The 25,203-nt window shown below is 70.4% G+C and carries 16 protein-coding genes; 10 read left to right on the forward strand and 6 right to left on the reverse strand.

What is annotated here, in order from left to right; all coding sequences use genetic code 11:
* The first annotated feature begins 62 nt into the window (after positions 1–62).
* The 4 genes from BO221_RS28950 to BO221_RS28965 all read left to right on the forward strand — a co-directional run bounded on the left by BO221_RS28950 (position 63) and on the right by BO221_RS28965 (position 4,749).
* Positions 63–2,009 carry an ATP-binding protein gene (locus tag BO221_RS28950; RefSeq protein ID WP_233166299.1) on the forward strand — a complete coding sequence of 649 codons (1,947 nt, stop codon included), beginning with the start codon at positions 63–65 and terminating at the stop codon, positions 2,007–2,009.
* 39 nt (positions 2,010–2,048) lie between these two features.
* Complete coding sequence (locus tag BO221_RS28955; RefSeq protein WP_073563870.1) at positions 2,049–3,137, forward strand: amidohydrolase family protein; 1,089 nt, start codon at positions 2,049–2,051, stop codon at positions 3,135–3,137.
* Positions 3,127–3,492 carry a metal-sulfur cluster assembly factor gene (locus BO221_RS28960; RefSeq protein ID WP_073563872.1) on the forward strand — a complete coding sequence of 122 codons (366 nt, stop codon included), beginning with the start codon at positions 3,127–3,129 and terminating at the stop codon, positions 3,490–3,492. The genes BO221_RS28955 and BO221_RS28960 overlap by 11 nt, the downstream gene beginning before the upstream one ends.
* A gap of 216 nt (positions 3,493–3,708) precedes the next feature.
* Positions 3,709–4,749 (forward strand): agmatinase family protein, encoded by a 1,041-nt coding sequence (locus BO221_RS28965; RefSeq protein ID WP_073563874.1) that lies wholly within the window; start codon positions 3,709–3,711, stop codon positions 4,747–4,749.
* Positions 4,750–4,830: 81 nt separating this feature from the next.
* On the opposite strand, the gene BO221_RS28970 is transcribed toward BO221_RS28965, so the two are convergent.
* The gene (locus BO221_RS28970) at positions 4,831–5,829 is read right to left on the reverse strand and encodes an ATP-binding protein (RefSeq protein ID WP_073563876.1); all 999 of its coding nucleotides are present in this window, start codon (positions 5,827–5,829) and stop codon (positions 4,831–4,833) included.
* A 131-nt stretch (positions 5,830–5,960) separates the two neighbouring features.
* Between BO221_RS28970 and BO221_RS28975 the strand changes: the two genes are divergently transcribed.
* From BO221_RS28975 to BO221_RS28995, 5 genes are all read left to right on the forward strand, one after another.
* Positions 5,961–7,280, forward strand: coding sequence for a trypsin-like peptidase domain-containing protein (locus BO221_RS28975; RefSeq protein ID WP_073563878.1), 1,320 nt, complete (start codon positions 5,961–5,963; stop codon positions 7,278–7,280).
* Between the two features lie 69 nt (positions 7,281–7,349).
* Entirely contained in the window at positions 7,350–9,473 is a 2,124-nt protein-coding gene (locus tag BO221_RS55530) for a protein kinase (protein WP_073564375.1), read from the forward strand.
* Positions 9,474–9,494: 21 nt separating this feature from the next.
* Entirely contained in the window at positions 9,495–10,193 is a 699-nt protein-coding gene (locus BO221_RS28985; RefSeq protein WP_143195745.1) for a hypothetical protein, read from the forward strand.
* A 458-nt stretch (positions 10,194–10,651) separates the two neighbouring features.
* Entirely contained in the window at positions 10,652–11,761 is a 1,110-nt protein-coding gene (locus BO221_RS28990; protein WP_143195746.1) for a hypothetical protein, read from the forward strand.
* Between the two features lie 18 nt (positions 11,762–11,779).
* Complete coding sequence (locus BO221_RS28995; RefSeq protein ID WP_073563883.1) at positions 11,780–12,757, forward strand: hypothetical protein; 978 nt, start codon at positions 11,780–11,782, stop codon at positions 12,755–12,757.
* A gap of 19 nt (positions 12,758–12,776) precedes the next feature.
* On the opposite strand, the gene BO221_RS29000 is transcribed toward BO221_RS28995, so the two are convergent.
* Complete coding sequence (locus BO221_RS29000; RefSeq protein WP_073563885.1) at positions 12,777–14,129, reverse strand: general secretion pathway protein GspE; 1,353 nt, start codon at positions 14,127–14,129, stop codon at positions 12,777–12,779.
* A 55-nt stretch (positions 14,130–14,184) separates the two neighbouring features.
* Entirely contained in the window at positions 14,185–14,571 is a 387-nt protein-coding gene (locus BO221_RS29005; protein ID WP_198956203.1) for a VOC family protein, read from the reverse strand.
* 28 nt (positions 14,572–14,599) lie between these two features.
* Here BO221_RS29005 and BO221_RS52845 point away from each other — a divergent pair, with 28 nt between their 5' ends.
* Positions 14,600–16,513 (forward strand): response regulator, encoded by a 1,914-nt coding sequence (locus BO221_RS52845; RefSeq protein WP_073563889.1) that lies wholly within the window; start codon positions 14,600–14,602, stop codon positions 16,511–16,513.
* On the opposite strand, the gene BO221_RS29015 is transcribed toward BO221_RS52845, so the two are convergent.
* The 3 genes from BO221_RS29015 to BO221_RS29025 are packed head-to-tail and all read right to left on the reverse strand — an operon-like array spanning position 16,497 to position 25,193.
* The gene (locus BO221_RS29015) at positions 16,497–19,691 is read right to left on the reverse strand and encodes a hypothetical protein (RefSeq protein WP_143195747.1); all 3,195 of its coding nucleotides are present in this window, start codon (positions 19,689–19,691) and stop codon (positions 16,497–16,499) included. The genes BO221_RS52845 and BO221_RS29015 overlap by 17 nt on opposite strands.
* A 7-nt stretch (positions 19,692–19,698) precedes the next feature.
* The gene (locus BO221_RS29020) at positions 19,699–23,292 is read right to left on the reverse strand and encodes a flagellar motor protein (RefSeq protein ID WP_073563893.1); all 3,594 of its coding nucleotides are present in this window, start codon (positions 23,290–23,292) and stop codon (positions 19,699–19,701) included.
* A complete protein-coding gene (locus BO221_RS29025; protein WP_073564376.1) occupies positions 23,289–25,193 on the reverse strand; it encodes a hypothetical protein in 1,905 nt (634 codons plus the stop codon). The genes BO221_RS29020 and BO221_RS29025 overlap by 4 nt, the downstream gene beginning before the upstream one ends.
* Between the last annotated feature and the right edge of the window lie 10 nt (positions 25,194–25,203).

Raw genomic sequence — 25,203 nt, forward strand, 5'->3', positions numbered from 1 at the left:
TCCCATAGTTGTGAGGGGGCGCGGGGTGCCCCCTCTTGCTTTTCCAGGGAAGGGCGGATCCGGTGACGTTCGACGTAGCGCGGCCGTGGAGCATGAGTGATGGCCTCGCAATCGGGCTCTACCTCGTGGAGTTCCCCTCGGGCCAGGTCCTCTACGCCAACCCCCGGTTCCTCCAACTGGCGGGCCTCGAGGCGCTGGAGGAGCTCATCCGCCGCGGGGAGGCCACCCACTCGCACGTCCTCCACGCGCTCGCGGCCAGCGACGCGGAGGCCTTCTTCCCCACGCACCTTCCCCCTTCTGGCGAGCCTCCCTCCGGGCAGGAAGAGGGACTGGTGGAGCTCGCCAACGGGCGCACCCTCCGCCGCCTCTCGACGCCCGCGCGCGATGCCGCGGGCAAGGTGCTCCGCCAGTTGTACCTGTTCGAGGACGTCACCGAGCGCATGCGCACCGAACAAGCGCTCCGGCGCTCGGAGCAGAGCTTCCGCAGGGTCATCGAGAACGCGCCCGAGGCCATCTTCATCCACAGCAACCACCGCTTCATCTACGTCAACCCCATGCTGCTCAAGGCGCTCCGCTACGAGCACCCGAGCGAGCTCATCGGCCAGGACATCCTGACCATCGTCCATCCGGACGATCGCAAGCTGGCGCGGCAGCGGATCCATTCCGCGGCGGATCTGGGCAAGTTGGCCCCATTGAAAGAACTCCGCTACCTGCGGCGGGACGGCACCTGGTTCGATGTCGAAAGCACGGGGGTGCCCGTCGAGTTCGATGGAATGAATGCCGTCGTGGTGATGGCGCGCGACGTCTCCGAGAGGAAGCAGATGCAGGCACAACTGCTGCAGACGGACCGGCTGTCGATGGTGGGGACACTCGCCGCCGGAGTCGGTCACGAGATCAACAACCCCCTGTCCTACGTGCAGGCCAACCTCGCCCTGGCCCTGGAGTCCATGAAGGAGCTCGCCCAGGAGCGCATGGGCGCCGGAGCGGGCGGTCCGGAGGCGCAACGCTGGAACGAGCAGTTCGCGGAGCTGGAGACCCTGCTCCAGGAGGCTCACGAGGGGGCGCTCCGGGTGCGCAACATCGTGCGCGATCTCAAGAGCTTCTCGCGGCAGGAGGAGGAGGAGCGGAGGACCGCGGTGGATGTGCGGGAGCCCCTCGGCTTCTCCCTCAAGATGGCGGCCAGCGAGCTGCGTCACCGCGCCCAGCTCATCACGAAGTACGAGCCCGTCCCCCTGGTGCATGCCGACGCGTCCCGCCTCGGACAGGTCTTCCTCAACCTGCTGATCAACGCGGCGCAGGCCCTCCCCGAGGAGAACTCCGCCCGCAACACCATCACCCTCTGGGTCCGGCTCGATGCGAGCGGCCGGGTCGCCGTGGACGTGAGCGATACCGGCGCCGGCATGCCTCCCGAGGTGATCGCACGCATCTTCGATCCGTTCTTCACCACCAAGCCGGTGGGAAAGGGAACGGGGCTGGGCCTGTCCATCTGCCACGGCATCATCCGCGACCTCGGCGGGGAGATCTCCGTCCGCAGCGAGGTCGGGCGTGGGACCACCTTCACCGTCCTCCTGCCGCCGATGCGGCCGGCAGCGGCGGCCGGAGCACCGTCCCCGGGCTCGCCCGTGAACCGCGCGGAGCGCCGCGGACGCTTGCTGATCATCGATGATGAGCCGCTGGTGGCCCGCTCGCTGTCGCGGATCATCGGCCGGCAACATCAGGTGGCGGTGGTGGTGAACTCGCAGGAGGGCCTGGCACAGCTGACCTCCGGTGAGCCGTTCGACGTCATCTTCTGTGATCTGATGATGCCGGGCCTCACGGGCATGGACCTCTATGAACAGGTGCTCGAGCGCAGGCCCGAGCTCGCCCCGCGCTTCGTCTTCATCACCGGCGGGTCCTATACCCCGCGCGCACGCCGTTTCCTGGAGACGATCCCCAACACGTGGTTGGAGAAGCCCTTCGATGTGCAGCACATCCAGCGCCTGATCGCCAAGGCCCTGGAGGCCTCATGAGCCATCCCCCGGTGTTCCTTCATTCCAGAGGAGTGCACGATGATCGACGGCACTTTCGTCATTGATGCCGTAACCCACGCCTACAATCTCCACCCGTCCAACTACCGCGCCGGCCGGTATGCCGAGTCGCTGGCCCAGCTCATCTACGGGCTGCACACCGGCCTCTCGGAGGATCCGTACCGGGTCAACGAGCCCCACCGCTTCCTCAAGGACTGGTCCATCCAGGAGCTGGCCCACATGCTCTTCGTGGAGGGCGACGTGGACCTGGCCGTCCACCACGTCCTGCCGCTGCAGACGCTCTACCACGATGGGTTGTGCTCGTATGAGAAGACCCGGCAGATCCGCAAGCGCTACCCGGATCGCTTCCTCGTCTATGCCGGAGTGGATCCGCTGCGCGGCACGGCGGCTCTGGATGACCTGGAGCAGCAGGTGGAGGCCCTTCAGCCCAGCGGTCTGAAGCTCTACCCCGCGGCCTGGCTGGGCGAGTCGTTCCGCCACACCGGCTGGCGCATGGATGATGCACGCATCGCGTTCCCGCTCTTCGAGCGGGCGCGCAAGCTGGGCATCAAGAACATCGCCGTCCACAAGGGGCTGCCCATGGGCGCGGTGCCCATCGAGGCCTACAAGGTGGACGACATCGGTGGCGCGGCGGATGCCTTCCCCGAGCTGAACTTCGAGATCGTGCACGGAGGCATGGCGTTCCTGGACGAGACGGGAATGCAGCTGTCGCTGTTCCCCAACGTGTACGTCAACCTGGAGGTGACGGGGGCGCTCATCGTGAAGCGCGAGCGCTGGTTCGCCGAGGCCATGGCCGGGCTGCTGAAGTGGGCCGGCCCGGCGAAGATCATGTGGGGCTCGGGCACCGTCTTCGGTCACCCCCATCCCGCCATCCACAAGTTCTGGCATGACTTCCAACTGCCGGAAGATCTGGTGAAGGTCGCCGGCATGCAGCTGACCCCGGACATCAAGCGGATGATCCTGGGTGAGAACTACGCCCGGTACGCCGGCGTCGACATCGAAGCCGCCAAGGCCCGCATCGCCCAGGACAGGTTCTCCAAGCAGCGCGCCAAGGGGCGAGCCCCGCCCTACAGCTACGAGGAGAAGAAGGAGGACGGCCATGACGATTGAGCACGAGCTGATGGAGCGGATCCAGACCATTCCGGATCCCTGCAGCCTGGCCACCGGGGTACCCCTGAGCATCGGCGAGATGGGGTTGCTGCAAGCCCTCGAATGCAACGAGGGCCGGGTGACCGTGCGCCTCCAGCTCACCTCCCCCATGTGCATGATGGCCGCCTACTTCATGCGGGAAATCGATCAGCGCCTGAGCTCCCATGAGGGCGTCCAGTCGGTACACGTGGAGTTCGACCACGCGCTCGAGTGGCGGCCCGAGCACATCTCCGCTGATGGGCGCCAGCGGCTCGCCGAGCGGCGCATCACGATGATCGGCGGGCGCATGCTGCCCTCGGCCGATCGCGGGACCTGACACGGCCTCCCGTGACAGGTCAGCGAGCGGGCGGGCAAGGGTTCAACCCCTGGCCCGTGGCACCCTCACCCTTTCCCTCTCCCGGAGGGCGAGGGGCAAGTGGGGGCACAGGGGCCACGGGGTAGAGCGGCCATGGGGTTGGTGCCTGGGGCGGGATTGTCTGGACGCAGAGGATCGTTGCTTCGCGCACACGGCCCCTTATCCTCCGCCGCCACCATGCCTGCTGCCTTCGACCCCAGCGCCGCCGCCCCCCCCGACTCCGGCATCTTCGGCCTCCCCCACTCTCCCGACGAGGCCCACGTCGTCCTCATCCCCGTCCCCTTCGAGGCCACCACCAGCTACGGCGGTGGCACCTCCGACGGGCCCTCCGCCGTCCTCGAGGCCAGCCGCCAGGTCGACCTCTTCGACGTCGAGACCGGCCGCCCCTATGAGCGCGGCATCGCCCTCCTCCCCGAGCCCGCTGAGTGGCGCGCCTGGAACACCCGCGCCAAGGAGCGCGCCGTCCCCATCATCGAGGCCGGCGGCATCGATCCCTCCAACCCCGAGCTCCAGGCCGCCTCCACCGAGGTCAACCAGCTCTGCGAGCAGCTCCACGACGCCGTCTACCGCACCGCCAAGGAGTGGCTCGCCAAGGGCAAGCGCGTCGCCGCCGTCGGGGGAGATCACTCCATCTCCTTCGGCATCATCCGCGCCCACGCCGAGAAGTACCCCGGCCTCGGCGTCCTCCACCTCGACGCCCACGCCGATCTGCGCAACGCCTACGAGGGCTTCACCTGGTCCCACGCCTCCATCATGCACAACGTCATGGAGCGCATCCCCGGCGTGAAGTCGCTCGTCCAGGTCGCCATCCGCGACATGAGCGAGGACGAGCACCGCTACATCGCCTCCTCCAACGGCCGCGTCCGCGCCTTCTTCGACTCCGACATCAACCACAAGCGCTTCGACGGCATCCCCTGGAACCGCCAGGTCGATGCCATGCTCGAGGGGCTCCCCCAGCACGTCTACCTGTCCTTCGACATCGACGGGCTCGATCCCACCCTGTGCCCCCACACCGGCACCCCCGTCCCCGGTGGGCTTTCCTTCCCCGAGGCCGTCGCCCTCATCTCCGGCGTCGTCCGCTCCGGCCGCACCATCGTCGGCTTCGACCTCACCGAGGTCGCTCCCGATCCCGAGGGCGGTGAGTGGGATGGCAACGTGGGCGCTCGTCTGCTCTACAAGATGATCGGCTGGATGCTGAAGTCCGAGCAGCGCAAGTAGGGACCACGGGGAGAACCCGTGGCCCGCGATACCCTCACCCCGACCCTCTCCCGGAGGGAGAGGGGTGAGGGGTGTTGTGGATCAGCTTCGCGGCAGCATCACGCTCAACGCCGTGCCCTGCCCCTTCTTCGACTCCACCGACAACCCGCCGCCATGCAGCCGCGCCAGCTCCGAGGCGATGTAGAGCCCCAGCCCCGCTCCCGCTCCAAACGGCTCGAACAGGTGCCGCAGCTCCTCGTCCGAAATGCCCGGGCCCGCGTCCTTCACCCGGATCGTCACCAGCGACGGCGAGCACTCCAGCTCCACCCGCACCGTGCCCCCGTGCCGCACCGCATGGCCCAGCAGCCCGTCCAGCACCCGGCGCAGCCGCTGCGGATCGAACCGCGTCTCCACCGGTGCCGCTGGCATCCGCAGCTCCCACACCACCTCGGGGTGGCACTGCTCCCACTTCTCCAGCTTCTGGCGCAGCAACACGCTCACGTCCGCCACCACCGGCACCACCACCACGGTACGCGCCGCCAGGTGCGCCGCCTCGTGGAAGTCCTTCGTCAGCGCCTCCAGCGTCTTCAGCTGCGCCCCGAGCGTCTCCAGCGCCCCTCCGTCCGCCGTCCCCTCCGCCCGCAGCCGCTCCACCTGCGCCCGCGCCGTCTCCAGCGGCCCCTCGAAGCCCTTCGCCACCCAGTCGCCCAGCGCCTCCATCGCCGACGCCCCCTCCAGCGGCTTCGGCCGGGGCGCCTCCTCCAGCGCCTTGCGGATCAACGTCTCGAAGTCCGTGATCTCGAAGGGTTTGTGCAGGAAGGCATGCGCTTCTGGCGCACCATGTGGGAGAACCGCACTCAACAAAATGATGGGCACGCGGCCGAGGACCTCGTCGCCCTTGAGCTTGCGACACAGGTCCACGCCACTCAGGCGAGGCATCATGTGGTCCGTGACCACAAGGTTGGGCCGGCGCGTCCGCGCGAGGTTCCATGCCTCCTCGCCATCACGCGCCTGGATCACATCATGGCCCAGGTCTTCGACGACCTGGCTCAACACCTCGAGCACCGCGGGCTCATCGTCCGCGACAAGGACGAGACTCATGTGCTCATTCCATTCAACCCCGGACCTGTACGCCAGTCCGAGGACCGGGAATGCCCGCCCTGCTGCGGAGTTCCCGACAATCAGGGCGTCATGGAGCCGACATTGCCCATGCCTCAGAGGGAGGACTTGACGTGAAGAACCAAGTGAGCCGGTGGGGTCTGATGCTCGCCGTGTTGCTGGCTTTCACCAGCGGAACCAGCGCCCACGCCGACGCGGCCCGGCGCCGCAATGAAGTCGTCGAGGTGGTCCAGAAGGTCTCCCCCGCCGTCGTCTTCATCGGCACCGAGAGCGAGGAGGAGTCCCCCTTCCGCGGGCGCCGCTCGATGATGGAGGAGTTCTTTGGCGCCCCCCAGCAGCGTCAGCAGAAGCAGGGCCTGGGCAGCGGCGTCATCGTGGATCCCAGCGGCATCATCATCACCAACGAGCACGTCATCGGCGGCGCCTCCGCCATCCACGTGGTGCTGGCCGACGGGCGCGAGCTGGAGGCCGAGGTCATCGGCAGCGACGCCACCAACGACCTGGCCGTGCTCAAGGTGAATTCCAAGCAGCCGCTGCCCGCGGCGAAGCTGGGCACCACCTCGGATCTGATGATCGGCGAGACGGTCATCGCCATCGGCAGCCCCCTGGGGCTGAGCAAGACGGTGACGTCGGGCGTGGTGAGCGCCACCGGCCGCACCCTCAAGGCGGACGGGAAGAGCTACGACGACTTCATCCAGACGGATGCGGCCATCAACCCGGGCAACTCGGGCGGGCCGCTGCTCAACGTGGACGGCGATGTCATTGGCATCAACACCGCCATCATCGCCAGCGCCCAGGGCATCGGCTTCGCCATCCCCGCGGACAAGGTGCGCCGGATCGTGGACGAGCTCACCCGCTTCGGGAAGGTGCGCCCGTCGTGGGTGGGCATCGAGGTGCAGCAGCTGTCGCCCCGGCTCGCCCGGCAGCTCGGGTGGGACCGGACCTATGGCGTTCTCGTCAGCGACGTGGAGCCGGGCAGCCCCGCCGAGCAGGCGGGCGTGCGGCGCGGGGACGTGCTCGCCGAGATGGGAGGCTCGCGCATCTCCGATGCCGAGGACTACGTCAGCCGCGCCCGGGGCTACCCCGCCCGCGCCGCCTTCCCGCTCGTCCTCTTCCGAGAGGGCGGCCAGCGGACCCTCCAGGTGACGCCCGTCGAGTTCCCGCCCCAGCTGGTGGAGGCCCTCGGGTGGAACCGGCTGGGACTTCGGGTGAAGCCCACGCGCGGCGCCATGGTCATCCAGGAGGTGCGCCCGGGCTCGGCGGCGGCCAAGATCGGCCTGGATCGGGGAGATCTCATCCTCCGCGTCAACAACCAGCCCGTGGCCGAGCCCACCGCCTTCCAGGAGGCCCTGCTGTCCGCCCGGGGCACCCGGAGCGTCCTGCTGCTCGTACGGCGCGGCCGCTACCACTACAACATCCCCCTTCCCTTCTAGGGAAAGGGAGACCTCGGAGGTGGGGCCCTAGCGGTTCCCCTGCCTGGGCCTGCTAGCATGGGGGCCTCCATGAGTCAGGTTCGCTATCACCCGCTCGGGCCCCTCCTGGCCGGCGAGGGCTCCCGGGCGTTCCTCGGGCTGGCGCTCGAGGACAGTGCCCCACCCCGTCCGGTGGTGCTCGTCTGGGCACCTCCCGACGTCACCCGGGATTCCGAGCTGTCCGCCCAGTTGCAGCGCGAGACCCAGCGCGCCGCCGTCCTGGAGCACCCCAACATCCTGCGCGTCCACGGGCTGGTGCCCCTGGAGGCGGGGCTGGCCCGCATCACCGAGTTCGCCGACGGTGAGTCGCTGCGCCGGCTCCTGGAGGTGCGTCCACGCATCCCCCCCGCCTTCGCCGCGCTGATCGTCTCGGACGTGGCCATGGGCGTGCACTACGCCCACCTGGCCGGCAACGATGACGGCACGCCGCTCGTCCACGGAGACCTGCGCCCGGAGACCGTCATGGTCTCCTTCAATGGCGTCTGCAAGGTGACGGGCTATGGGGCCCTCAATGTCGCCCCGCGCGAGCGCAATGGCCGGCGCGTGCGCAACCGCCGCAACTACAGCGCCCCCGAGCAGCTCATGGGCGGCCGCGAGGCCGTCACCGCCCGCACCGACGTGTTCCTCCTGGGCCTGCTGCTGCACGAGTGCCTCTCGGGGCGCATGCCCTTCCAGGACGCGCAGGACTCGGATCAGGCCGTCATCAACCGCCAGTTGCCGCCCCTGCCCTCGGACGTCCCGCGCGGCCTGGCCGAGGTGGTGCGCATCGCCACCTCCAAGCGCGGCAACGAGCGCTACGCCAACCCCCTCGAGTTCCGCGAGGCCGTGGTGGCCGCCGTCGAGGGGCTCCCCTCCGCGGAGACCTTCTCCGAGTTCCTCGCCCAGCTCTTCCCGCCCGATCGGGACGCGCGCGCCACCCGGCGGCAGATGCTGGAGATCGGCCTGGCGGACATGGCCCGCCGCAACTCCCTCACGGGGATGCCGGCCGTCAACCCCACGCGCCCCTCCGGCAACACCGCCACCGTCGCCCCCTCACGTCCCATCACGGGCAGCATCCCGCCCGTCGTCCTCGACGAGGCGACGCAGAACGCGGACGCCGAGTTCGAAGACGTCCCCTTCGAGCGGGATGACGAAGTCGCCCTGGACTCGGTGATGGAGCTCACCGGCCGCCACTCCCGCCCCGGAGTGGCCCGCCCCCTTCCTCCACGCGAAGAGCCCCGCGCTCCATCGCTCGAGGAGGAGCCCCGCACACCGCCTCTCGCCGAGCCGCCCCGTCCGCTCCCTCCCGATGAGCCCGAGGCGCCCCGTCCACCCGCCGCCCGCCGGGCGCCCCCCCCGCCCCCGGCCGAGGAGGTGGACGACGCACCCGTGCCCAGGAAGAAGCGCTCGCGCCTGCCGCTCCTCGCCGGGGCACTGGCCACCGTCGCGGCGGCCGCCGGGGGTTTCTTCTTCTGGGAGCAGCAGCAGCAACAGGCCCGCGAGAAGCTCGCGGCCGCACAGGCGGCGGCCGCCGCACAGGCCAGAGCCGAGGCCCCGGTTCAGGCCGCGGCGAAGCCCGTGGAGCCCACGCCCGCCACCGCGCAGCCCGCGCTGGAAGGAGACGCGGGAACGCCTCCGGCCCAGGGCGAGGCTCCGGCCGTGGCCCTCGCGGCGGGGACGTCTCCGGCCGCCCCGGGAGATGCCGTGGTGCCCGCCTCGGGGACGCTGCCCGCCACACCGCCCGCGTCCGAGGCGCCCGCCGCCCAGGCGCCCGTGGTGACCACCCGGCTCCAGCTGCTCGTGATGCCGCCGGTGGAGGTGTCACTGGAAGGCAAGCGGCTCGGCAAGACGCCCATGAATGTGCTGCTGGCCCCCGGTGCCTACACGCTGGAGCTGAGCAACAAGACCAAGGGCGTGCGCACCACCCGTGCCATCACCGTCCAGCCCCAGGGCACGACGAAGCAGCGCATCCTCCTGGGCAAGGGCACCGTGCTGGTGCGCGCTCCGGCCGGCTCGCGCATCTTCCTCGATGGACGCAAGGCGGGCCCGAAACTGTCCCTCTACGAGGGCGAGCACCAGCTTGTCGTCACCACCGGCAAGGCGCGCTGGGAGAAGTCCTTCCGGCTCGAGCCCCGGCAGCGCGTGACATTCGACGTGGTCCACGAGAAACCGTGACGTGAAACTGGAGGGGAAAAGATGCAGGGAAGAATCGCAATGCTGTGCCTGGCCTCGCTGCTGACGGTGACGTCCGCGCGGGCCCAGACGTCCGCGGCGGAGACCCAGGTGGAGCCCACCGCGCCCGCGCCCCGGCTCAACCGCGTGCAGGGCGTGGGCGACATCGACGCACGCGCGATGCTCAACGCGGACATCGTGCTGGCCTTCGTCAACCTGGGCGTGGGCGCCGACGTGGGCGTGCTGCCGCTGGGCCCCGGCGTGCTGGCCATCGGCGGTGAGTTCGAGGTGGGTGCCTGCGTCTCCGCGTGCATGCTGCTCAACACGGTCACCGGCTACAGCTGGAGCCACATGTTCTACTCGCCGCACGCCCGCGCCTCCTACCACCTGCTGCCGGGCAGCTCGCCCGGCCTGGAGAAGGTGGACCTGTACGGGCTGGCGCTCGTGGGTGCCACCATCACCACCACCCGCGTGGCCGGCAACGACTCCGACACCGACTTCGAGTACGCGGGCAGCGACGTGGGCCCCTCGGTGGGCCTGGGCGTGGGCGGCAAGTACTTCTTCAGCGACAACCTCTTCTTCGGCGCCGAGGGCCGCCTGCGCTACTCCGCCGGCCAGTACACGTACACCGCCCGTGCCGGCAACGTGAGCATCTCCGACTCGCTGTCCAGCTGGAGCCTGAGCGGCTTCAACGTGCAGCTCTTCGCCGGCCTGCGCCTCTGAGCGGCCCCGGACTCCGGCCGGCTCACGCGCTCTTGCGGTGAGCCGGTTCGGTAGACACACCCGATGAGCCGGTACGCATGAGAAGGCCCCCGTTCCTGTTACGCCTGGTCCTGCTCTCGGGCCTCGTTTTTTGCACCGCGTGCGCGACTTCTCGAGCGCAGCTCCCGACGGACCCGGAGCAGCAATACCTACGGGGCTCCACAGGTCTTGAGCCGCGCCCGGCACCACCCGCGAGCCGCCTCCAGGAGACGGAAGAGAGCCCCCCCCTTCTCCAGCAGGCCCAGGAAGCAACGAGTCCGCCGGTATTCATCAACACACTGCCCGGAGGTCCGCTTCGGCTCTCCTTCCCCGCCTCGCCGCTCCAGCCGGGCATGGAGATGCTGGGCGTGGAGGACATACGCCCTTTGCTCGCCGCCCTCGGGTCCTTCCGGCCTCCGGCCCATGCTCGACTGCGGCTGATGACGGAAGGAACCCGCCTGACCCAGGGGCCTCCGTCCCCTTGGGAACTCCGGCTGCGTGGGGAGTTCCTCTCCCAATACGGACCCGCGCTCCTGCCCCTTCCCGAATCCCTGGAGTCGAGCCGCCTCTCCGCCGCCCTCAACCTCTCGACCCGATACATGGACGACGGCATCCGCGAGGCGGCCCAGGAGCTCTTCAGTGCTCCGGCCTTCCTGGCCAGCGTCTCGCTCTCGGTGCTGGTGTACTTCGCCGCCTGGCTGGCGCCCGAGCCGTTCTTCTCGAAAGCCTTCGCGGCCACCCTCACGGTCCGTTTGTCTCTGCTGGTGGGTCTGGTGGAGTTGAGCCGCGTGGCCATGGCCTGTCTCTCCCTCCACCGGGAAGCCGAGGCCTCCACCACGCCCCAGGAGCTGGAAGCCGCGGCCGAGCGCTTCGGCAAGTCCATTGGAGGCACGGGCCTGCGAGTCCTGGTGGTCGTCGCCAGCCTCGGACTGCCCCAGGTGCTCCCCAAGGTGCCCATGGGGAGATTGGAGACCCTGCTCAGCCCGCTCCGTCACGCGCCAGCGGGTGGGCCCGCCCTGGAGTCCATTGCCACGGTTCAAGTCGTGGCCGATGGAACCCTCATCGTCACCGGGGTGGCCGCGGGAACCTCCGCGGCATCCCTCTGCGGAGAGCTCGCGACCTGCGCGATGATGAATGGTGGAGGAAATGTTCCAGGCAGCGGCCCGAAGCTCTCCACCCGCTATGGCAAGCCCCATACCCGGCAGAATCCGCCCCACAACGAGGCCATCGAGGAGGAGCTGGCCAGACGCGAGGCGGCTGGGCACACCGACTTGAGGAAGAACAAGCCTCAACTGAATGCCACGCGCCAGCGTGCCTATGACGAAAAACCACTGAAAGGGGTCAACTTTCGCAAACCGGATGCCTCCTCGGTACGACCGGATGGCGTACGGCACAACACCAACTATGTCTCCAACCCGCGTGACCTGAAACGTGAGCTGGATGCATTCGAGGCCATGGTCCGAGCGGATCGAAAAGCAATCCATGAATTGTTCTTACTCGACGGGACACTGATCAGACGGTTCGTGCCGAGAGGCGTGAGCTTTCCATAGCGGGGGCCAGGACAAGGCATGGCGGTCAAACCGGATGTAGCGCGGGTTCAAGAAGAGTTGGTCGATGCATTCAAGTGGGGGGATGAAGAACGGGCGCGCGCGCTGCTCTCCCAGCTTGGCGCGGGTCCCCGGAAGAGAAGAGCCGTGCTGGAATCCATGCTGGAGGTTCCAGACATCCTCGTGCGACAAGCCGCGGTCTTCGGCCTGGGCGAGCTGGGAGGAGCCGCCGTCGCCAAGCGCCTGGAGCAGCAGCTTGCTCTCGAAGAAGCCAGAGGGGATTACGACGGAGAGTCTGTCGCGGATGCCATCACCCGGACGCTGGGGCGTATTGAAGAAGCAGGCACCCGGGCAACCCTGGTGCGCAGGCTGGAGCGGCTGATCGCCCGAAAAGCGGATCTCTCGGATGTGAATGCCGTGGCGCACGCCCTCTGGCGCAAGCGTCACCCGGAGCTGCTCCCAGCCGTCCGGAAGGCCATGGAGCAGCTCGCCCCTTCCTTTCTGAACTCCCTGCATGGCCTTCTGCTGCTTCTGGAGAAATCACCAGAGGAGCTCCGCTCGTGGGTCCGAGAGCCGTCAACGCCCGTGGAGCACAAAACGGAAGTGCTCACCGTGCTCGAAGAGGAGGTGCCAGATTCACTGGTTTCCACACTCCCTTCGTTCATCTCCGCGGCACACGCCCTGGTGGAGTCAGCATTGAGCCAGGACAAGGAGGCCGCGTACTACTGCGAGCGACTATTCGTCATGTTGCTCCTGCACCGGGAGCAGCTGCTCCCTGCTCTGTCAGAGGAAATACGCTCCGAGCTGCGTACCATCGCTCGAAGCCTCGTGCCCGCCGCCTCGCCCAACTGCTCCTTTCGAGCCGCGATCCTGCTGGAGTACATCGGGCAGCCGGAGGATGCGGCGGTCATCGAGGCCAACCGCCCCGAGGATTCCGTCGGGGCCGAGGCCTTCGATGCCATCGCACGCGCACTGCGCGGCCGCCAGGGTCAACCCTGACCGGCCCGCTCCGGCCGGCTCACGCGCTCTTGCGGCGCCGGATCATCGCCTCGTACGAGCGGTTCACGCCCTGCGAGAGGATGAGCAACTCGCCCACGTCGGGCGGGGTGAGCTGGCCGGGCCCGTTGTCCACGTACAGCAGGTGCACCAGCTTGCCGCGCACCAGCAGCGGGAGGATGACGGCCGTCGTCGGGTAGTCCCCCCCCAGCAGCTTGTAGAAGAGGCCCGAGGCCGCGTCCCGGCGCACCGGGCCCACGTAGTGCGAGCGCGTGTCCCTCACCAGCCGGAAGGTGCTCGGCCCCTGCAGGCCAATGCCGATGCGCTTCACCGCGGCCTCGCGCACTCCCTTCCCCATACCCCGCCAACCCGTCACCAGGTTGCCCTGCACGCTCAACAGCAGGCTGCGCTTCCACTTGCCCAGCGCGAAGCGCAGCACCGTGGTGGCCACCTGCTCGCGATCCAGGCTGCGCCCCAGCTCCGCCTGCGCCTCCGCGAAGGTGAGCGGCGTGGGCGGCGGCTCCGGCGCCACCACCGGCGCACGCGGCCGCACGGACGCCACCGGGGGAGGCGCCGCGACAGGAGGCGGCGGCTTCGGCGGCGCCACCGGCGGAACGGCGGGCACCTGGGGCGGCACGGGCGGCGGCGCCTCGTCCAGCACCAGCGCCTCCGGCATGAGCAGCTCCGGCAGCTCCAGGGGGGGCGCCTCCACCGGCGCCTCGGTCACGTACCCCTCGACGATCGGCGCCGGGGCCTCCTCCTCCACCATCTCCACCAGGTCCAACACCGGCTCCGCACCCGGGGGTGCACCACCCCCCGTGAGCGCCCGCGCGTAGAGCGACTGGAACTCCTCCTCGCTGATGAGGTCCCCGGACTGCTCCGCCTCGGCGGCCTTCTCCGCCTCCTGCTGCGCGCGCGAGGGCCGCACGGCGTTCATGTCGATGGCCCGCATCGCCCGGAATGCCTTGCAGTAGCGCCGCTGCAGCTGGTTCATCCGGAACTCGGGGATGATCACCGGCACCACGCGCTTGCCCGTCCTGAAGGCCAGCGCGTCCAACGTCTCGATGTCCTGGGGGTTGATGACCGCCACGCTCATCCGCGTGGCGTCCACCCGCATCGGGAGGAAGTCCTTCTCGTCCGCCTCGTTGAGATCCACCAGCTCCAGCGCGCGGGGATCCGGCACCATCTCGCCCGAGGCGGACGCCACGTTGTGCTGCTGGCCCAGCAACCGGGCCAGCTCCTGCTCGGATAGCAGCCCCAGCTCGACGAGATTCGTCCCGAGCCGCCCGCCGTGGACGACCTGGGACTCGAGCGCCTCCTCCAGCGCCTCGGGGGTAATGACGTTTTCCTGAAGGAGCAGTTCGCCCAGGCGCATGACGGCACGGCTTGTAGCCGCCCCCCACCGCCTTCCGCAAGGCGAGCCTGCGCCCTCAATCCTCCGGGTGGTGACTGAGCGCCACCCGGTTCCCCTCGGGGTCCCGGACGTACACTGTCCAACGTGTCTCGTGCTCCAGCGGTACCCCCGCCCGGGCCAGGGCCTCCACCGCCCCGGCCCGTCCGGCCTTGGAGATGCGGAAGGCCAGCAGGAAGAGGCCCGGCTGCTCGTTCCGGAAGGGGCCCGGCTCGGGCTCCCCCGTCACCTCCTCCAGGGCCAGGAATCCTCCGCCCGGCACCCCGACCCAGATGCTGCGCAGCGAGCCATCCGGCCGGTGGTGCCTTTTGAGCTCAGAGAAGCCCAGCACGTCCCGGTAGAAGGCCGTGACCTTTTCTACGTCCCGAACCTGGATGGCCAGATGGTGGAAGCCCTGAACGTCCATGAATCGAATGGTATGGTGCCCACCCCCCATGGCGCGACTGCTGATCGTCGAGGATCACCCCGAACTCGCCTCCCTCATGGTCGCCGCGGCCGAAAGCCGCGGTCATGAGGCCACGGCCGTCCATACCGGCGAGGCCGCGCTCGCCCTCTTGCGCCCGGCGGCCTTCCATGCCGCGGTGGTGGACCTGCTGCTGCCCGACATGAGGGGCAGCGCCGTGCTCTCCGCGCTCCGGGACCACGCCATCCCCGCCGTCGCCGTCAGCGGCGTCTTCAAGGGAGACCGCTTCGCCCGTGAGGCCACCGAGGTCCACGGCGCGCGCGCCTTCTTCGAGAAGCCCTTCGAGCTCCTGCAACTGCTGGAGTCCGTCGAGCAACTCTGCGGCCTCACCCGCCCCCTGTCACTCCCTCCGTCCGACGCCGATGAGGAGGAGGTGGTGGTCTTCGAGGACGCCGCGCTGCTGGACATGGACGACGAGCCCGTCTTCACCTCCCCCGAGGATGAGCCGGGCTTCGCCTCCAGCGACGACGAGCCCGTCTTCAGCCCTCCTCCCGAGGAGCACACCCCCGTCATCGAGGGGCTCGCGCTCGTCGAGGAGGCCCAGGATCCCCTGGGCGAAGAAGCCCCGGACCAGGCCGCGCCCGAGATGGAGGCGGCCCCCGAAGTCGAGACCGCACCCGAGGCCGAGGCCACACCCGAGGCCGAGACAGCCCCCGAGGCCGAGACCGCGCCCGAGGCGGAGACCACGCCCGGCCCGGATGAGCAGGCTCCTGCCTTCGGCCAGGGGGTGGCCCCCGTCACCCTCAGGACGGAGGACCTCGAGGAGCTCGATGGACTGGAGGAGCTCGCGGCGGACGGCAAGACACCGACCATGGCGCTGTCCTCCGAGGAGTTGCAGGCGCTGGACGCGCTCGCCCAGCAGATAGAGGAGGCGCCAGCACCGCCCCCCTCCCCCGAGGAGCTCAAGGCACTGGAGGCACTCGAGCCCGTCGCCGAGGCGCCGGCACCCCATCCCGCCACCGAGGTTTTCGAGGCGTTGGAGGCACTCGAGCCCGCCGCCGAAGCGCCAGCACCCGCCGAGGCCGAGGAGACGTCCCCGGATCCCGAGCCCGGGCTCGCCCTGCCCTTCGGAGAGCGCGAGAAGGTGTGGAGCAAGCCGGCCATGTCCGGCCCTGGCCGCCGTCCCCTGCCCGAGTGGTCCCTCTCCGGAGACCTGAAGAACACCAGCGTTCCCCGGTTGCTCAACGCCTACTACGAGGCGCGCCACAGCGGAGAGCTCAAGCTCAAGCAGGGCTCCGTGCTGAAGGTCGTCTACTTCGAGGCGGGCCGCCCGGTGTACGCGGCCTCCAACCTCGCCCATGAGCGGTTCGGCCGCTTCTGCGTGCGCCGGGGCGTGCTGCCGGAAGCGAAGCAGCAGGAGGTGGCCGCGCTCGCCCGCGAGCAGAACCTCCGCACCAGCGACGCGATGATGCGCCTGGGCCTGCTGGACACGCGCAAATACCCGCAGCTCATCGAGGAGCAGGTGAAGGAGATCCTCTGGTCCACCTTCTCGTGGACCGAGGGCGCCTACGGCTTCAGCCCCACGCGGCCACCCCGCTCGGGCCTGGTGAAGCTGTCGGTGTTCCCCGGAGATCTCATCCTCGAGGGCGTGTTGCGTTCCGAGCCGCTGGAGACGCTGCGCCAGCACATGCCGCGCTCGCGCCGGCTCTTCCCCGCGGCGGCCCCGCCCTACGGACTGCACGAGCTGAAGCTGAAGGGACCGCAGGCGCTGCTGCTGGCCTACACGGACGGCAGCAAGACGGTGGCGGACCTGCTGAGCATCACGGAATTGCCCGAGCGCGGCGTGCTGGCCACGCTCCGGGGCCTGGAGTTGATCGGCGTGCTGGAGGAGCGGCGCGACGAGCCGGGCACCAGCAGCCGCAACCGCATCAGCTTCGGACTGTAGGGCGCGCGCGGCGGCGGCGCACGGCCGCCACCAGCGCCCCGAGCGCGAACAGGACCGGGCCCGAACCCGAGCCGGAGCAGCCACAGCCAGGGTCCGGCTCCGGCCCCGGATCATCGCGCAGGGAGATGAGCTCGCCGCCCAGCCAGGCATCGCCCTCCATGCGGCGGTCGCCCACCAGGTGCGGACGCGCCACATAGGTGAGCTTCCCGGCGGCATCCCCCGCCAGGGTCAGCCCCGTCACGGTGAGCGCCCCCGACTCCCAGGTGGCCTCGATGGGCTGGCCGTCGAACTTCGCGCTGCCCTCCACGTACGTCAGGCCCTCCAGGCGCTCCACGTAGCTCACCCCCGACACCTCGCAGGGGGTGGTGTTGATGAGCTCCACCGAGACGCCGACGAGCCCCGTCTCCGAGGCGGCGGGCAGCTCGGTGCGGCGGCGCACCTTCACGAAGGGGTCCACGGTGATGGGCAGGGTGAGCAACTGCGAGGCCTCGTTGTCCGGGCTCGCGCTCGCCGTCACCCGCATCACCACCGACCTGCCCACCAGCGAATCCAACCGGGTGTCCCGCGTGGCCAGGGACACCGTGGCGCCCGACAGCACCTCCTGCTCGAGCGCGGGGCCTTCATCCTCCTCCCGGGTCCAGGTGACCTCCGGCGTCTGGCATGTGCCAGGCGGGAAGGTCTGCGTCAGCGTGACGCGGGCCGGCTCTCCACACCGGGCAACCAGGGAGGGCTCCTCCGAGAACGGCGCCAGCCCCACGTCCACCCGGTGTGTCGCGACCTCCTGCTGGCGCACCGCGGAGCGCTGGCCCACGTCGTCCTCCATGAATCCCTTCAACACCACGGGCCGGCCGCACCCCGTCCCCAGGGGGACCTCCCATGTCTCGCCCATCGGCACCGTCACCGGCTCCCTCAGGGGGCTGCCATCCTGGCGCTCGAGCCAGACCGTCGCGTCCAGTCCACGACGCTCGGGGCAGTTGAGGTCCGATTTCACGCCCACCCGCAACCCGCCCGAGGGGTCCACTTCCGGCTCGAGCAGGAACGAGCCCGCGGCGAAGTCCTTCAACTCGGTACGGACGCTCATGCGGTGTTCCGAGACCGGACCGGTGAGGTCCTCGTCGGACACCAGGTGGTGCTGGGCGGAGACCACCAGGTCCGCGTCGATGCAGTCCTGCGTCTCCACCACGAAGCGCCCGCCCTCCTCCCGGAACGTGAGGCCGTCACCCGGCACGCCGCCATCCGACAGCGCCACGCTCCACCGGGTGGCCACCTCCGGCTCGGGAGAGGTTCCATCCATGCAGACATGGAGGGGCCGCAGGGGCTCGAGGATCCGCGCTTCGCCCGCCTTGAGCGGATCTTCCGACCCCGCGCCGAAGACCGCGTTCGGTCTGCCCCAGGGCGCCATGCTCACGTTGAACGTCCTGGAGCTGGAAAGGCCCCCGTCGTCCGTGACACTGAGCTGGAAGCCGAAGCTCCCGGCCGTCGGAGAACAGAACATGTCCGGCGGTGTGATCACCGCGGTAGCCCCTTCCAGCTTCAGCGACGGAACTCCCGTGCCCGAGAACAGCGGCTCCCATTTCGGGTGAAGCACGCAGCCCGCGGCCGTCGTGCCACCGCCGGCCATCCGCAGCGCCAGGGGAGGCCCTCCCGGTATCAACTCGCCCAAGGCCCCACTGCTCGGGATGGTGCCCCCATCGGCGAACACCACCGTGGGCGGCTCCGGCGGCCGCGAGTGCCTCACGTACACCTTGACGGTCTCGTGCGCCTCATGCCGGGCCAGACCATCCGAGGCGGAGACCGTGAAACTCCCCAGACTCCGGGTCTCGCAGGCAGGGGCGGTGGTGACGTCCCAGAGCTCGGGGTCCCCCGGCTGCTGTCTGGCATCGCGCACCGCCGTCCATCCCCCCGTGGCTCCCCCCGGCGGGCCGGCGGACGTCACCAGCACGGGATCTCCATCCGGATCGTTCGCCGCGAAGGAGAGCTGGTAGCGCCCGCCCTCGTCGAGCATCACCACGGTCTCCGTCCCGGAGCTCCCGGCGTCCACCACGCCCCCGTCCGAGACCGTGACCGCCAGCTCCGGGCCCGCGTCGTTGGTGTAGATGAAGAGGTTGCCACCACCGGCCTTGTCGGCGGAGAAGACGCAGTAGCTCGCCTCCGCGCAGGCCACCGCCTTCAAGGGAGCATTCGCGACACTCTCCGGAACGCTCCGGAGCCGCCAGACGGTCCCCGCCTTCGTGGCCGAGGGCATGGGCAGCGGGCTCATCACCTGCCTGCTGCCGTCCGCCAACGCCACGATGGCCATGCCAAAGCCCTGTCCGGCGCTGCTTCCAGCACCCACGTTCATGGAGACGTCGAGCACGCCCGCGTCATTCTCGAACTGAAGGACCGGCCGGATCGGCTCCACGGAAGCCAGTGAGCCCTGCAGCAGCGCGTGCTGGGTGCCCACCACGGCATAGGGAGCGGGCGGCTTCGCCGGCTCGCGCACGGGGAACACATCGATCGCCTGCACGATGGCGGGCGGCAAACCCGTCTGGGTCCGGTACTCCATCCAGGAGGAGAGGTTGAGATCGATCCAATAGACGCCCGAATTGTCCGTCGTGGTGCCGAGGAGCGCATAGACCGTGCTGTCCACACGCGCCACCCCGAGCACACCACTGAGGGAGCGCAGGAGCGAGCTATCCATGGGAACCGCATAGAAGGGAGCGGAGTCGTAGGCGCTCCTGTTCGACACGTAGACCAACCTGCCCGTCGTGCCGCCAAAATTCACCACCGCCACGGCTCCGCCATCCTGCGCGTGCTTCAACCGCATGTCGTAGCCCGTGAGCGTCGATTCGATGGGTTGTCCGTTAGGTCCGCATGAGCGTCCATCCGCCCCCACCGCGCTCCGGAGCCCCCCCGGATCCAAGCTGACCGAGATGAAGCAGTTCTCGGGTTGCTGGTAGTAGGTGCTGGCCGAGGCGATGGACGAGCCGCCGTCGATCGATCGCACGACGCCGCCGTCCACGAACAGGTAGGCCCCTTCTCCGTGTCCCACCGAGAAGCGCTCTGGCCCCCACACCTGGAGGACGTGGTTGGGTTGCTCCGCCAAGGACAAGTCCGTACGCCAGTCGGCATGCGCGCTGGCGGCGGCGAACATCACCAGTCCCGCGAGCACGCACAAGGACAGGAGCCGCACACGCACGCCCCACCTAGTACGCCAGCTCCGCCCGAAGATAGAGCCTGTCGGTCCCATCATTTGCCTCCTTCGGCAAGCCCGTCCCGGTGAACCCCAGCAGCGTATAACCCGCCGCCACCCGCAGCCGTTCGTCCACCCGGTACGCCACCTCGCCGCGTAGCGAACCCAACGATTCTCCCTCGGGTGCGACCGACCGCCCCGCGGCCTCCACCGCGATTTCCAGCCCCCCCACCACCCGGACCGACGGGCGCAACGATCCGGTGAGAACCCATATCGCAGAATCGTCGTAGGTACTGCGGCTCGCATGCAACCCCGCAGCGAGCGCGAAGCGATCTCCCAGGCGCACCGCCGGCAGCAGTGAAATTATCTGCTGGCCACGTTCTCCGAAGATGGAGCGCTCACCGGGTAGCAGCTCGCGGGTGAGGCCGTAGCGCGCCACCAGCAGGAAGGGGCCGGGTCTCCAGGCGAGCGCCGCATAGCCCTCGAGCAGGCGGGCCTCGGCCTCCCTGCTCTCCCGCTGGTACGTGCGGCCGTAGTTCATCCGCATCGAGAGCGACAGGTCCTCGCGCAGCACCGCCTCCGAGGCCAGCGCCATCACCGCCTGGATGCGATCCACCGGCTCCGTCGAGCCGCGCACGGGCGTACCGCTCTCGAAGCGCAGCTCCATGCGCCCATCGGCCCGGAAGCGCTCCAACAGGAGCTGCCCGGAAAGGCTCGCCACGTCGCGCCGCAGCGAGCCCGGCAGCTCCAGGGGATGGCGCAGACCCCGCTCGTAGCGGGCGCCCACGTTCAACGCGCCGAAGACGGTCTGCTGGAAGCCCACCGCCCGTGCCAGACGCACGGCGTTGGCATCGTGCGAGGCCACGTCCTCCACGAAGAGGCGCGTCCCATCCCCCAGCTCCGTGCTCGCCCCGCTCACCGCGCGGCTGGCGCCGAAGTCCGGCCCGTCCACGTCCACCGAGTGGCTGCCGTAATAGACGTCCTGGCCCCGGCGCCACGTGCCCTGGACCCAGGCCAGCGGGCCCAGCTGGGGACCCCAGCCGCCACGCACGCCCACCATCCCCTCCTCGCCCACCTTCACGTCCACGCCCGCGGAGGAGAAGCTGTCATCCACGTTGCCCGGCCCCGTGCCACGCTGGTGGAGCGTCTGACGGTGGCCGGCCGACACGCGCAGCCAGTCATTCACCACGAAGTGGCCCTGCAGCCCCGCGGACGTGCGCCCGCCCTCGAGCAGCGCCCCCTCGCCGGGCACCTCGCTGGCGCGCAGGAGGGAGTCCCGGAGGCTCAGCTCCACGCCCCAGCGCTCTCCGGTGTAGCCCCACCCCACGCCCAATGTCCGCGCCCCCAACAGCCCCTCCGCGAAGGGCCGCCGCGGATCCACCGAGAGCCGATCATCCCCGAGCAGCGTGAGCCGCCAGGGCCCCAACGGCTGCACGGCGCGCAAGGAGAACTGGCGGAAGGACCCGGTGTCCGCATGCGTCCCATCGGAGAACCCCTGGGTCCGCCGGCGGAAGGCCGCGTCCACGGAGCCCGTGCCGAAGAGGCCCGGCCCGCGCAGGCGCAGCCCCAGCGCGTCCCCGCCACCCGCCGGCTCGTCCTCGTCTGGCCGCAGGAAGCTGAGGCCGCCATCGTCCGAGACGCCGAACCGATCCGCCATCACCGCCGAGCCCCGGCTCCGCGCCACCTCGGCCATGAGCGTGTAACCGCCCAGCGTGGTGCGCGCGTGCCCGGAGAGGAGCAGGAAGGGAGACCCCTCGCGCTGCTCGCGCACGGCGGACACGGACACCCGCCCGCCCCGCCACTCCGTCCACGCCTCGCCTCCCGCGGCATCCGCCGGGGAACCCGACTGCAACGCGGCGTACTGCACGGTGAGGACGGGCTCCGGCGCCGCCGTGAACGGATCCGCCCGTAGCAACGGCTCGCCGGCGATGAGGGACAACGGCCGCGCGAGCAGGATGCGGCCCGCCGTGTAGTCGATGTCGTAGTCCCGGCCCCGGATGAGGTGGCGCTCGGCGAGCGGCAGCCCGGTGAGGCCGTCGCGCAACTCCACGCGCACCAACTCCGAGCCCTCCGCCACCGGCGACGAGCCCAGGTAGTAGAGGCTGCCGCCGGTGCTCCGCAGCTCCTCGTACGCGGGCAGGGCGGCGAGCATGCGCGTGGGATCCGCCAGCCCACCGGCGAAGGCATTCACGCCCGCGCGCAGCGAGCCCCATTCCGCCTCCAGCTCCGCGAAGGGACCGAACAGCGGCCGGTGGTAGCGGCCCACCTCCCCTTCCGACTGATAGGCCCGGTACGTCCCCAGGCCCACCCGGCCGAAACGCTCGTGGCGCACCTCCAGCCGCAGCCGGCTCTCGGCGGGGTTGGGCGTGAGGCCCACGGAGGTGTCTCCCCACTCGGCGATGGCCTGGTCTGGATCTGGCGCCCGGTCCAGCCGTGGAATGCGAGGACGCAGCCAGTCCGCCACCGGCCGATCCCGCAGCAGGTCCACGTCGGTGTCCCGCAGATCCAACTCCCCCACCAGCGACAAGGGCCCCAGGCGCGCCTCACCATGGGCAGCGCCACGCCCTCGCAGCCGGAAGTCCCCCGTGGACGGCGAGAACGTGGCTTCCACGTCCAGCAACCCCACCGCGAAGGGCCGGGACACCGCCTCCAGTTGGATCGCCACTGTGCGGGCCGGCTCGCCGGGTGGCTGCACTTCCAGCGCCACCTGGTTGCGGCCCGGGACGAGCTCCAGCGGGACCAGCACGGACCCCTCGGGCCCCACCGTCACCTCACCCCGTGACGAGCGCACGCGCGTGCCCGCGGGGAACTCGGCCATCAACGAGGAGGGGCCACTCGCCGGTGGCTCGTCCCTGCTGCCCGGCAGCCGCAGCACTCCCGCCGGCTCGGCCTCGCGAGGAATGACGAGCAGGCCGCCCTCGCGCGACACCACGTCGATGCGCTGACGGAAGAGGCGCAGGGTGGACTCCGTCCCGAAGGCGGTGATGGACAGCACGTTCTCCCCGGGCACGAGCCGGACGCGCGCACGCCAGTCGCCACGCGCGTCCACCTCCGCCTGGAGGCCGCCCACCATCACCTCGTCTCCCGGCGAGGCATGTCCCGCCACGACGAAGTCCACCCCGCCCGGCACCGCCGCCGCGGAGGGAGGCGTCGTGTCATAGGCGAGCGCCAGCGAAGACGTGGACTCGGGCAGGGCACGCACCGCGAAGTCCTGCAGCACCACGGCGGCCCACGGCACCTCCACCGTAACGGCCTCGGGAGTGGCCACGCTGTCGGGCGGCAGCGAGCGCGCATCCACCTTCAGGCGCTGCCGGCCGGGCCGCAGGTGCACTCCGCCCGTCGTATCGGGCCCGCGCGCGTCCACCTCGGCGAAGTGGTAGCGGCCCCGTGCGTCCGTGCGCACCTCACGGCCCGTGGCCAGCACCAGCCGGACATGGGCCAGACCCGGCTCCTCGGGAGAACACCGGCCATCCGCGTCCAGGTCACGGCACACCCGCCCGGTGATGGCCGCCGCCAGCTCCGGAGACTCCGCCCTCGCCAACTGGGCGCGCACCGCGCCCGGCAGCAGGAGGAAACCCAGGCACAGTGCCCACGCGGCCCGGCTCAAGGCCGCACCTCGGCGAGCGCGGTGACGCCGGTGGCCACGTCCGCCACCGAGACACTCACCGGCCCCTCATGCGTCACCCGGAAGCTGCCGCGTCCGTCCTTCACCTCGATGTCGCCGCGCTGACCGGCGGACAGCGACACGTGGGCTTCGCGGCCCTGCAACACCCGGCCCGACGCGTCCTCCATCCAGAACGTGACGCGCGGGCCCTCCACCTTCAACCGCACGTTCACCGGCACGGGAGGCGCGAGCCGCACCGTCTGCTCCACCCGGGCGTGGGCGAGGGGCCGCTCCAGCGGAAACACCGGCCCGCCTTCCACCACCACGTGCACCGTCTCCCGGAGGCCGGGCCACAGGCCGTGCACCACCTCCACCCGGCCCGGTCGCACGGGGCCAAGCACCACCGTCCCGTCCTCGCCCGTCACCCGCTCCTCGCCGCCCACGCGCAGCGGCTGCCCCGGCACCGGCAGGCCGGCCAGATCCGTCACGCCCGCGGACAGGACGCCGCCTTCCGCCCAGACACGCAGACGCGCCGGCTCCGTGCCTGGCGGGCCATACGCGTGCACCGCCACCACCGTCTCACCCGGCGCGCCGCCCGTTGGCAGCGTCCACGCACTGCCGGACACGCCCGGGGCTTCCTCGCGAGGCGGACTGAACGTGCCCACGGAGGACCGGGGCACCACCACGGCCCCGGCTCTCGGCTGGCCGGAGGCATCCCGCGTGGTGACGGTGACGGCCACCGTCGAGCCGAGGTGCACCACCGTCTCGGGCAGCGACAGGGCGGCGCTCGCCACCGGCCCCTGCGCGAGCCAGAGCGGAATCTCCTCGCGCGAGCTGGCGCCCCGCTCCGGCCACGTGGCCACCAGCCGCTCCGGCTCCGCCGACGGGGTGCTCGGGGCGGTGTAGATCCACTCGAGCAGGCCACCCGCGGCGCGCGTGGGCCCGCGCAGGGCGCCACGGCGGACCGAGGCTTTCACCCGCGCGTCCTGCACCGGCCGGCCATAGGCGTCGCTGGTGGCGCACAGCATGCGCGCCCGCGACATGCCATCCGCCGGGAGCCGTTGCGGATTGAGGACACACGCCAGCCCATCCGTGGGAGGCAGCGCCAGATCCATCTTCGAGCGCCGCATGTTGCCCGCCGCGTCCACCACGCGAAGCTGCGCGACGCTGTGCCCGGGAGGAACGACGACGGGCAGCCGGAAGCGCCCGTCCGGCGCGACCTTCACCGGCCCGAAGGCCGTCCCGGCGATGGTGGCGGAGAGATCCGCGTTGGGCTCGGAGCGGCCCGGCAACTCCACCGAGGCGGCGAGCGGCACCAGCACCTTGCCGTAGGCACCGTAGATGGACTGGGGGTGGGGCCAGGCCGAGAGCGCCACCAGGATGGCCACCTCCGGGTAGCGCGTGTCGGGCAGCACATAGCGAGCCCGCCACGTCCCGGGCCCCGTGCGCTCCAACTCCTCCACCCGGCCCACGTTGGCGCGCAGCACGGGAGGTGCCCCGGTGTCATCCGGCGTGCCATCCGGCTGGAGCATCCGCACCGTGAGCCGCGCTTCCTTGTCCCGCCCCTTCACGGGCGCGGGAGGCTCCACCGTGAGTGACACCTGGGTGGCCGGCGGACCCAGCACGTACCGCGCCTCGGCCCTCAGCCCCGCCCCCTCGGCGGTCACCCGCACCTCCCTCGCTCCCGGCTCCGGGACGACGACGAACGTCCGCAGGGGCTCCTGCTCGGGCCCGGGCCGCAACCCGGCTCCGCTCGCCGACACGGAGAGTCCCCGCGCCGGCACGGGCGCACCCGTTCCATCCCGTCGCACCAGGGCGATGGGAAACCCATCGGGTGGGACGGGCGCGGACGGACCCAGGATGTCGAGTGTGTCCGCCGCTGCCGCCGAGGCGACGAGCAGCAACACTGGGAGG

The organism is Archangium sp. Cb G35, assembly GCF_001896145.1.
Taxonomy (GTDB): Bacteria; Myxococcota; Myxococcia; order Myxococcales; family Myxococcaceae; genus Archangium; species Archangium violaceum.

What these genes read in the sequence shown, in the direction of transcription:
- BO221_RS28955 (WP_073563870.1), top strand. Translation starts at nt 2,049, where the DNA reads ATGATCGACGGCACTTTCGTCATTGATGCCGTAACCCACGCCTACAAT.
- BO221_RS28960 (WP_073563872.1), top strand. Translation starts at nt 3,127, where the DNA reads ATGACGATTGAGCACGAGCTGATGGAGCGGATCCAGACCATTCCGGAT.
- BO221_RS28965 (WP_073563874.1), top strand. Translation starts at nt 3,709, where the DNA reads ATGCCTGCTGCCTTCGACCCCAGCGCCGCCGCCCCCCCCGACTCCGGC.
- BO221_RS28970 (WP_073563876.1), bottom strand. Translation starts at nt 5,829, where the DNA reads ATGAGTCTCGTCCTTGTCGCGGACGATGAGCCCGCGGTGCTCGAGGTG.
- BO221_RS55530 (WP_073564375.1), top strand. Translation starts at nt 7,350, where the DNA reads ATGAGTCAGGTTCGCTATCACCCGCTCGGGCCCCTCCTGGCCGGCGAG.
- BO221_RS28985 (WP_143195745.1), top strand. Translation starts at nt 9,495, where the DNA reads ATGCAGGGAAGAATCGCAATGCTGTGCCTGGCCTCGCTGCTGACGGTG.
- BO221_RS28990 (WP_143195746.1), top strand. Translation starts at nt 10,652, where the DNA reads ATGACGGAAGGAACCCGCCTGACCCAGGGGCCTCCGTCCCCTTGGGAA.
- BO221_RS28995 (WP_073563883.1), top strand. Translation starts at nt 11,780, where the DNA reads ATGGCGGTCAAACCGGATGTAGCGCGGGTTCAAGAAGAGTTGGTCGAT.
- BO221_RS29000 (WP_073563885.1), bottom strand. Translation starts at nt 14,129, where the DNA reads ATGCGCCTGGGCGAACTGCTCCTTCAGGAAAACGTCATTACCCCCGAG.
- BO221_RS29005 (WP_198956203.1), bottom strand. Translation starts at nt 14,571, where the DNA reads ATGGACGTTCAGGGCTTCCACCATCTGGCCATCCAGGTTCGGGACGTA.
- BO221_RS52845 (WP_073563889.1), top strand. Translation starts at nt 14,600, where the DNA reads ATGGCGCGACTGCTGATCGTCGAGGATCACCCCGAACTCGCCTCCCTC.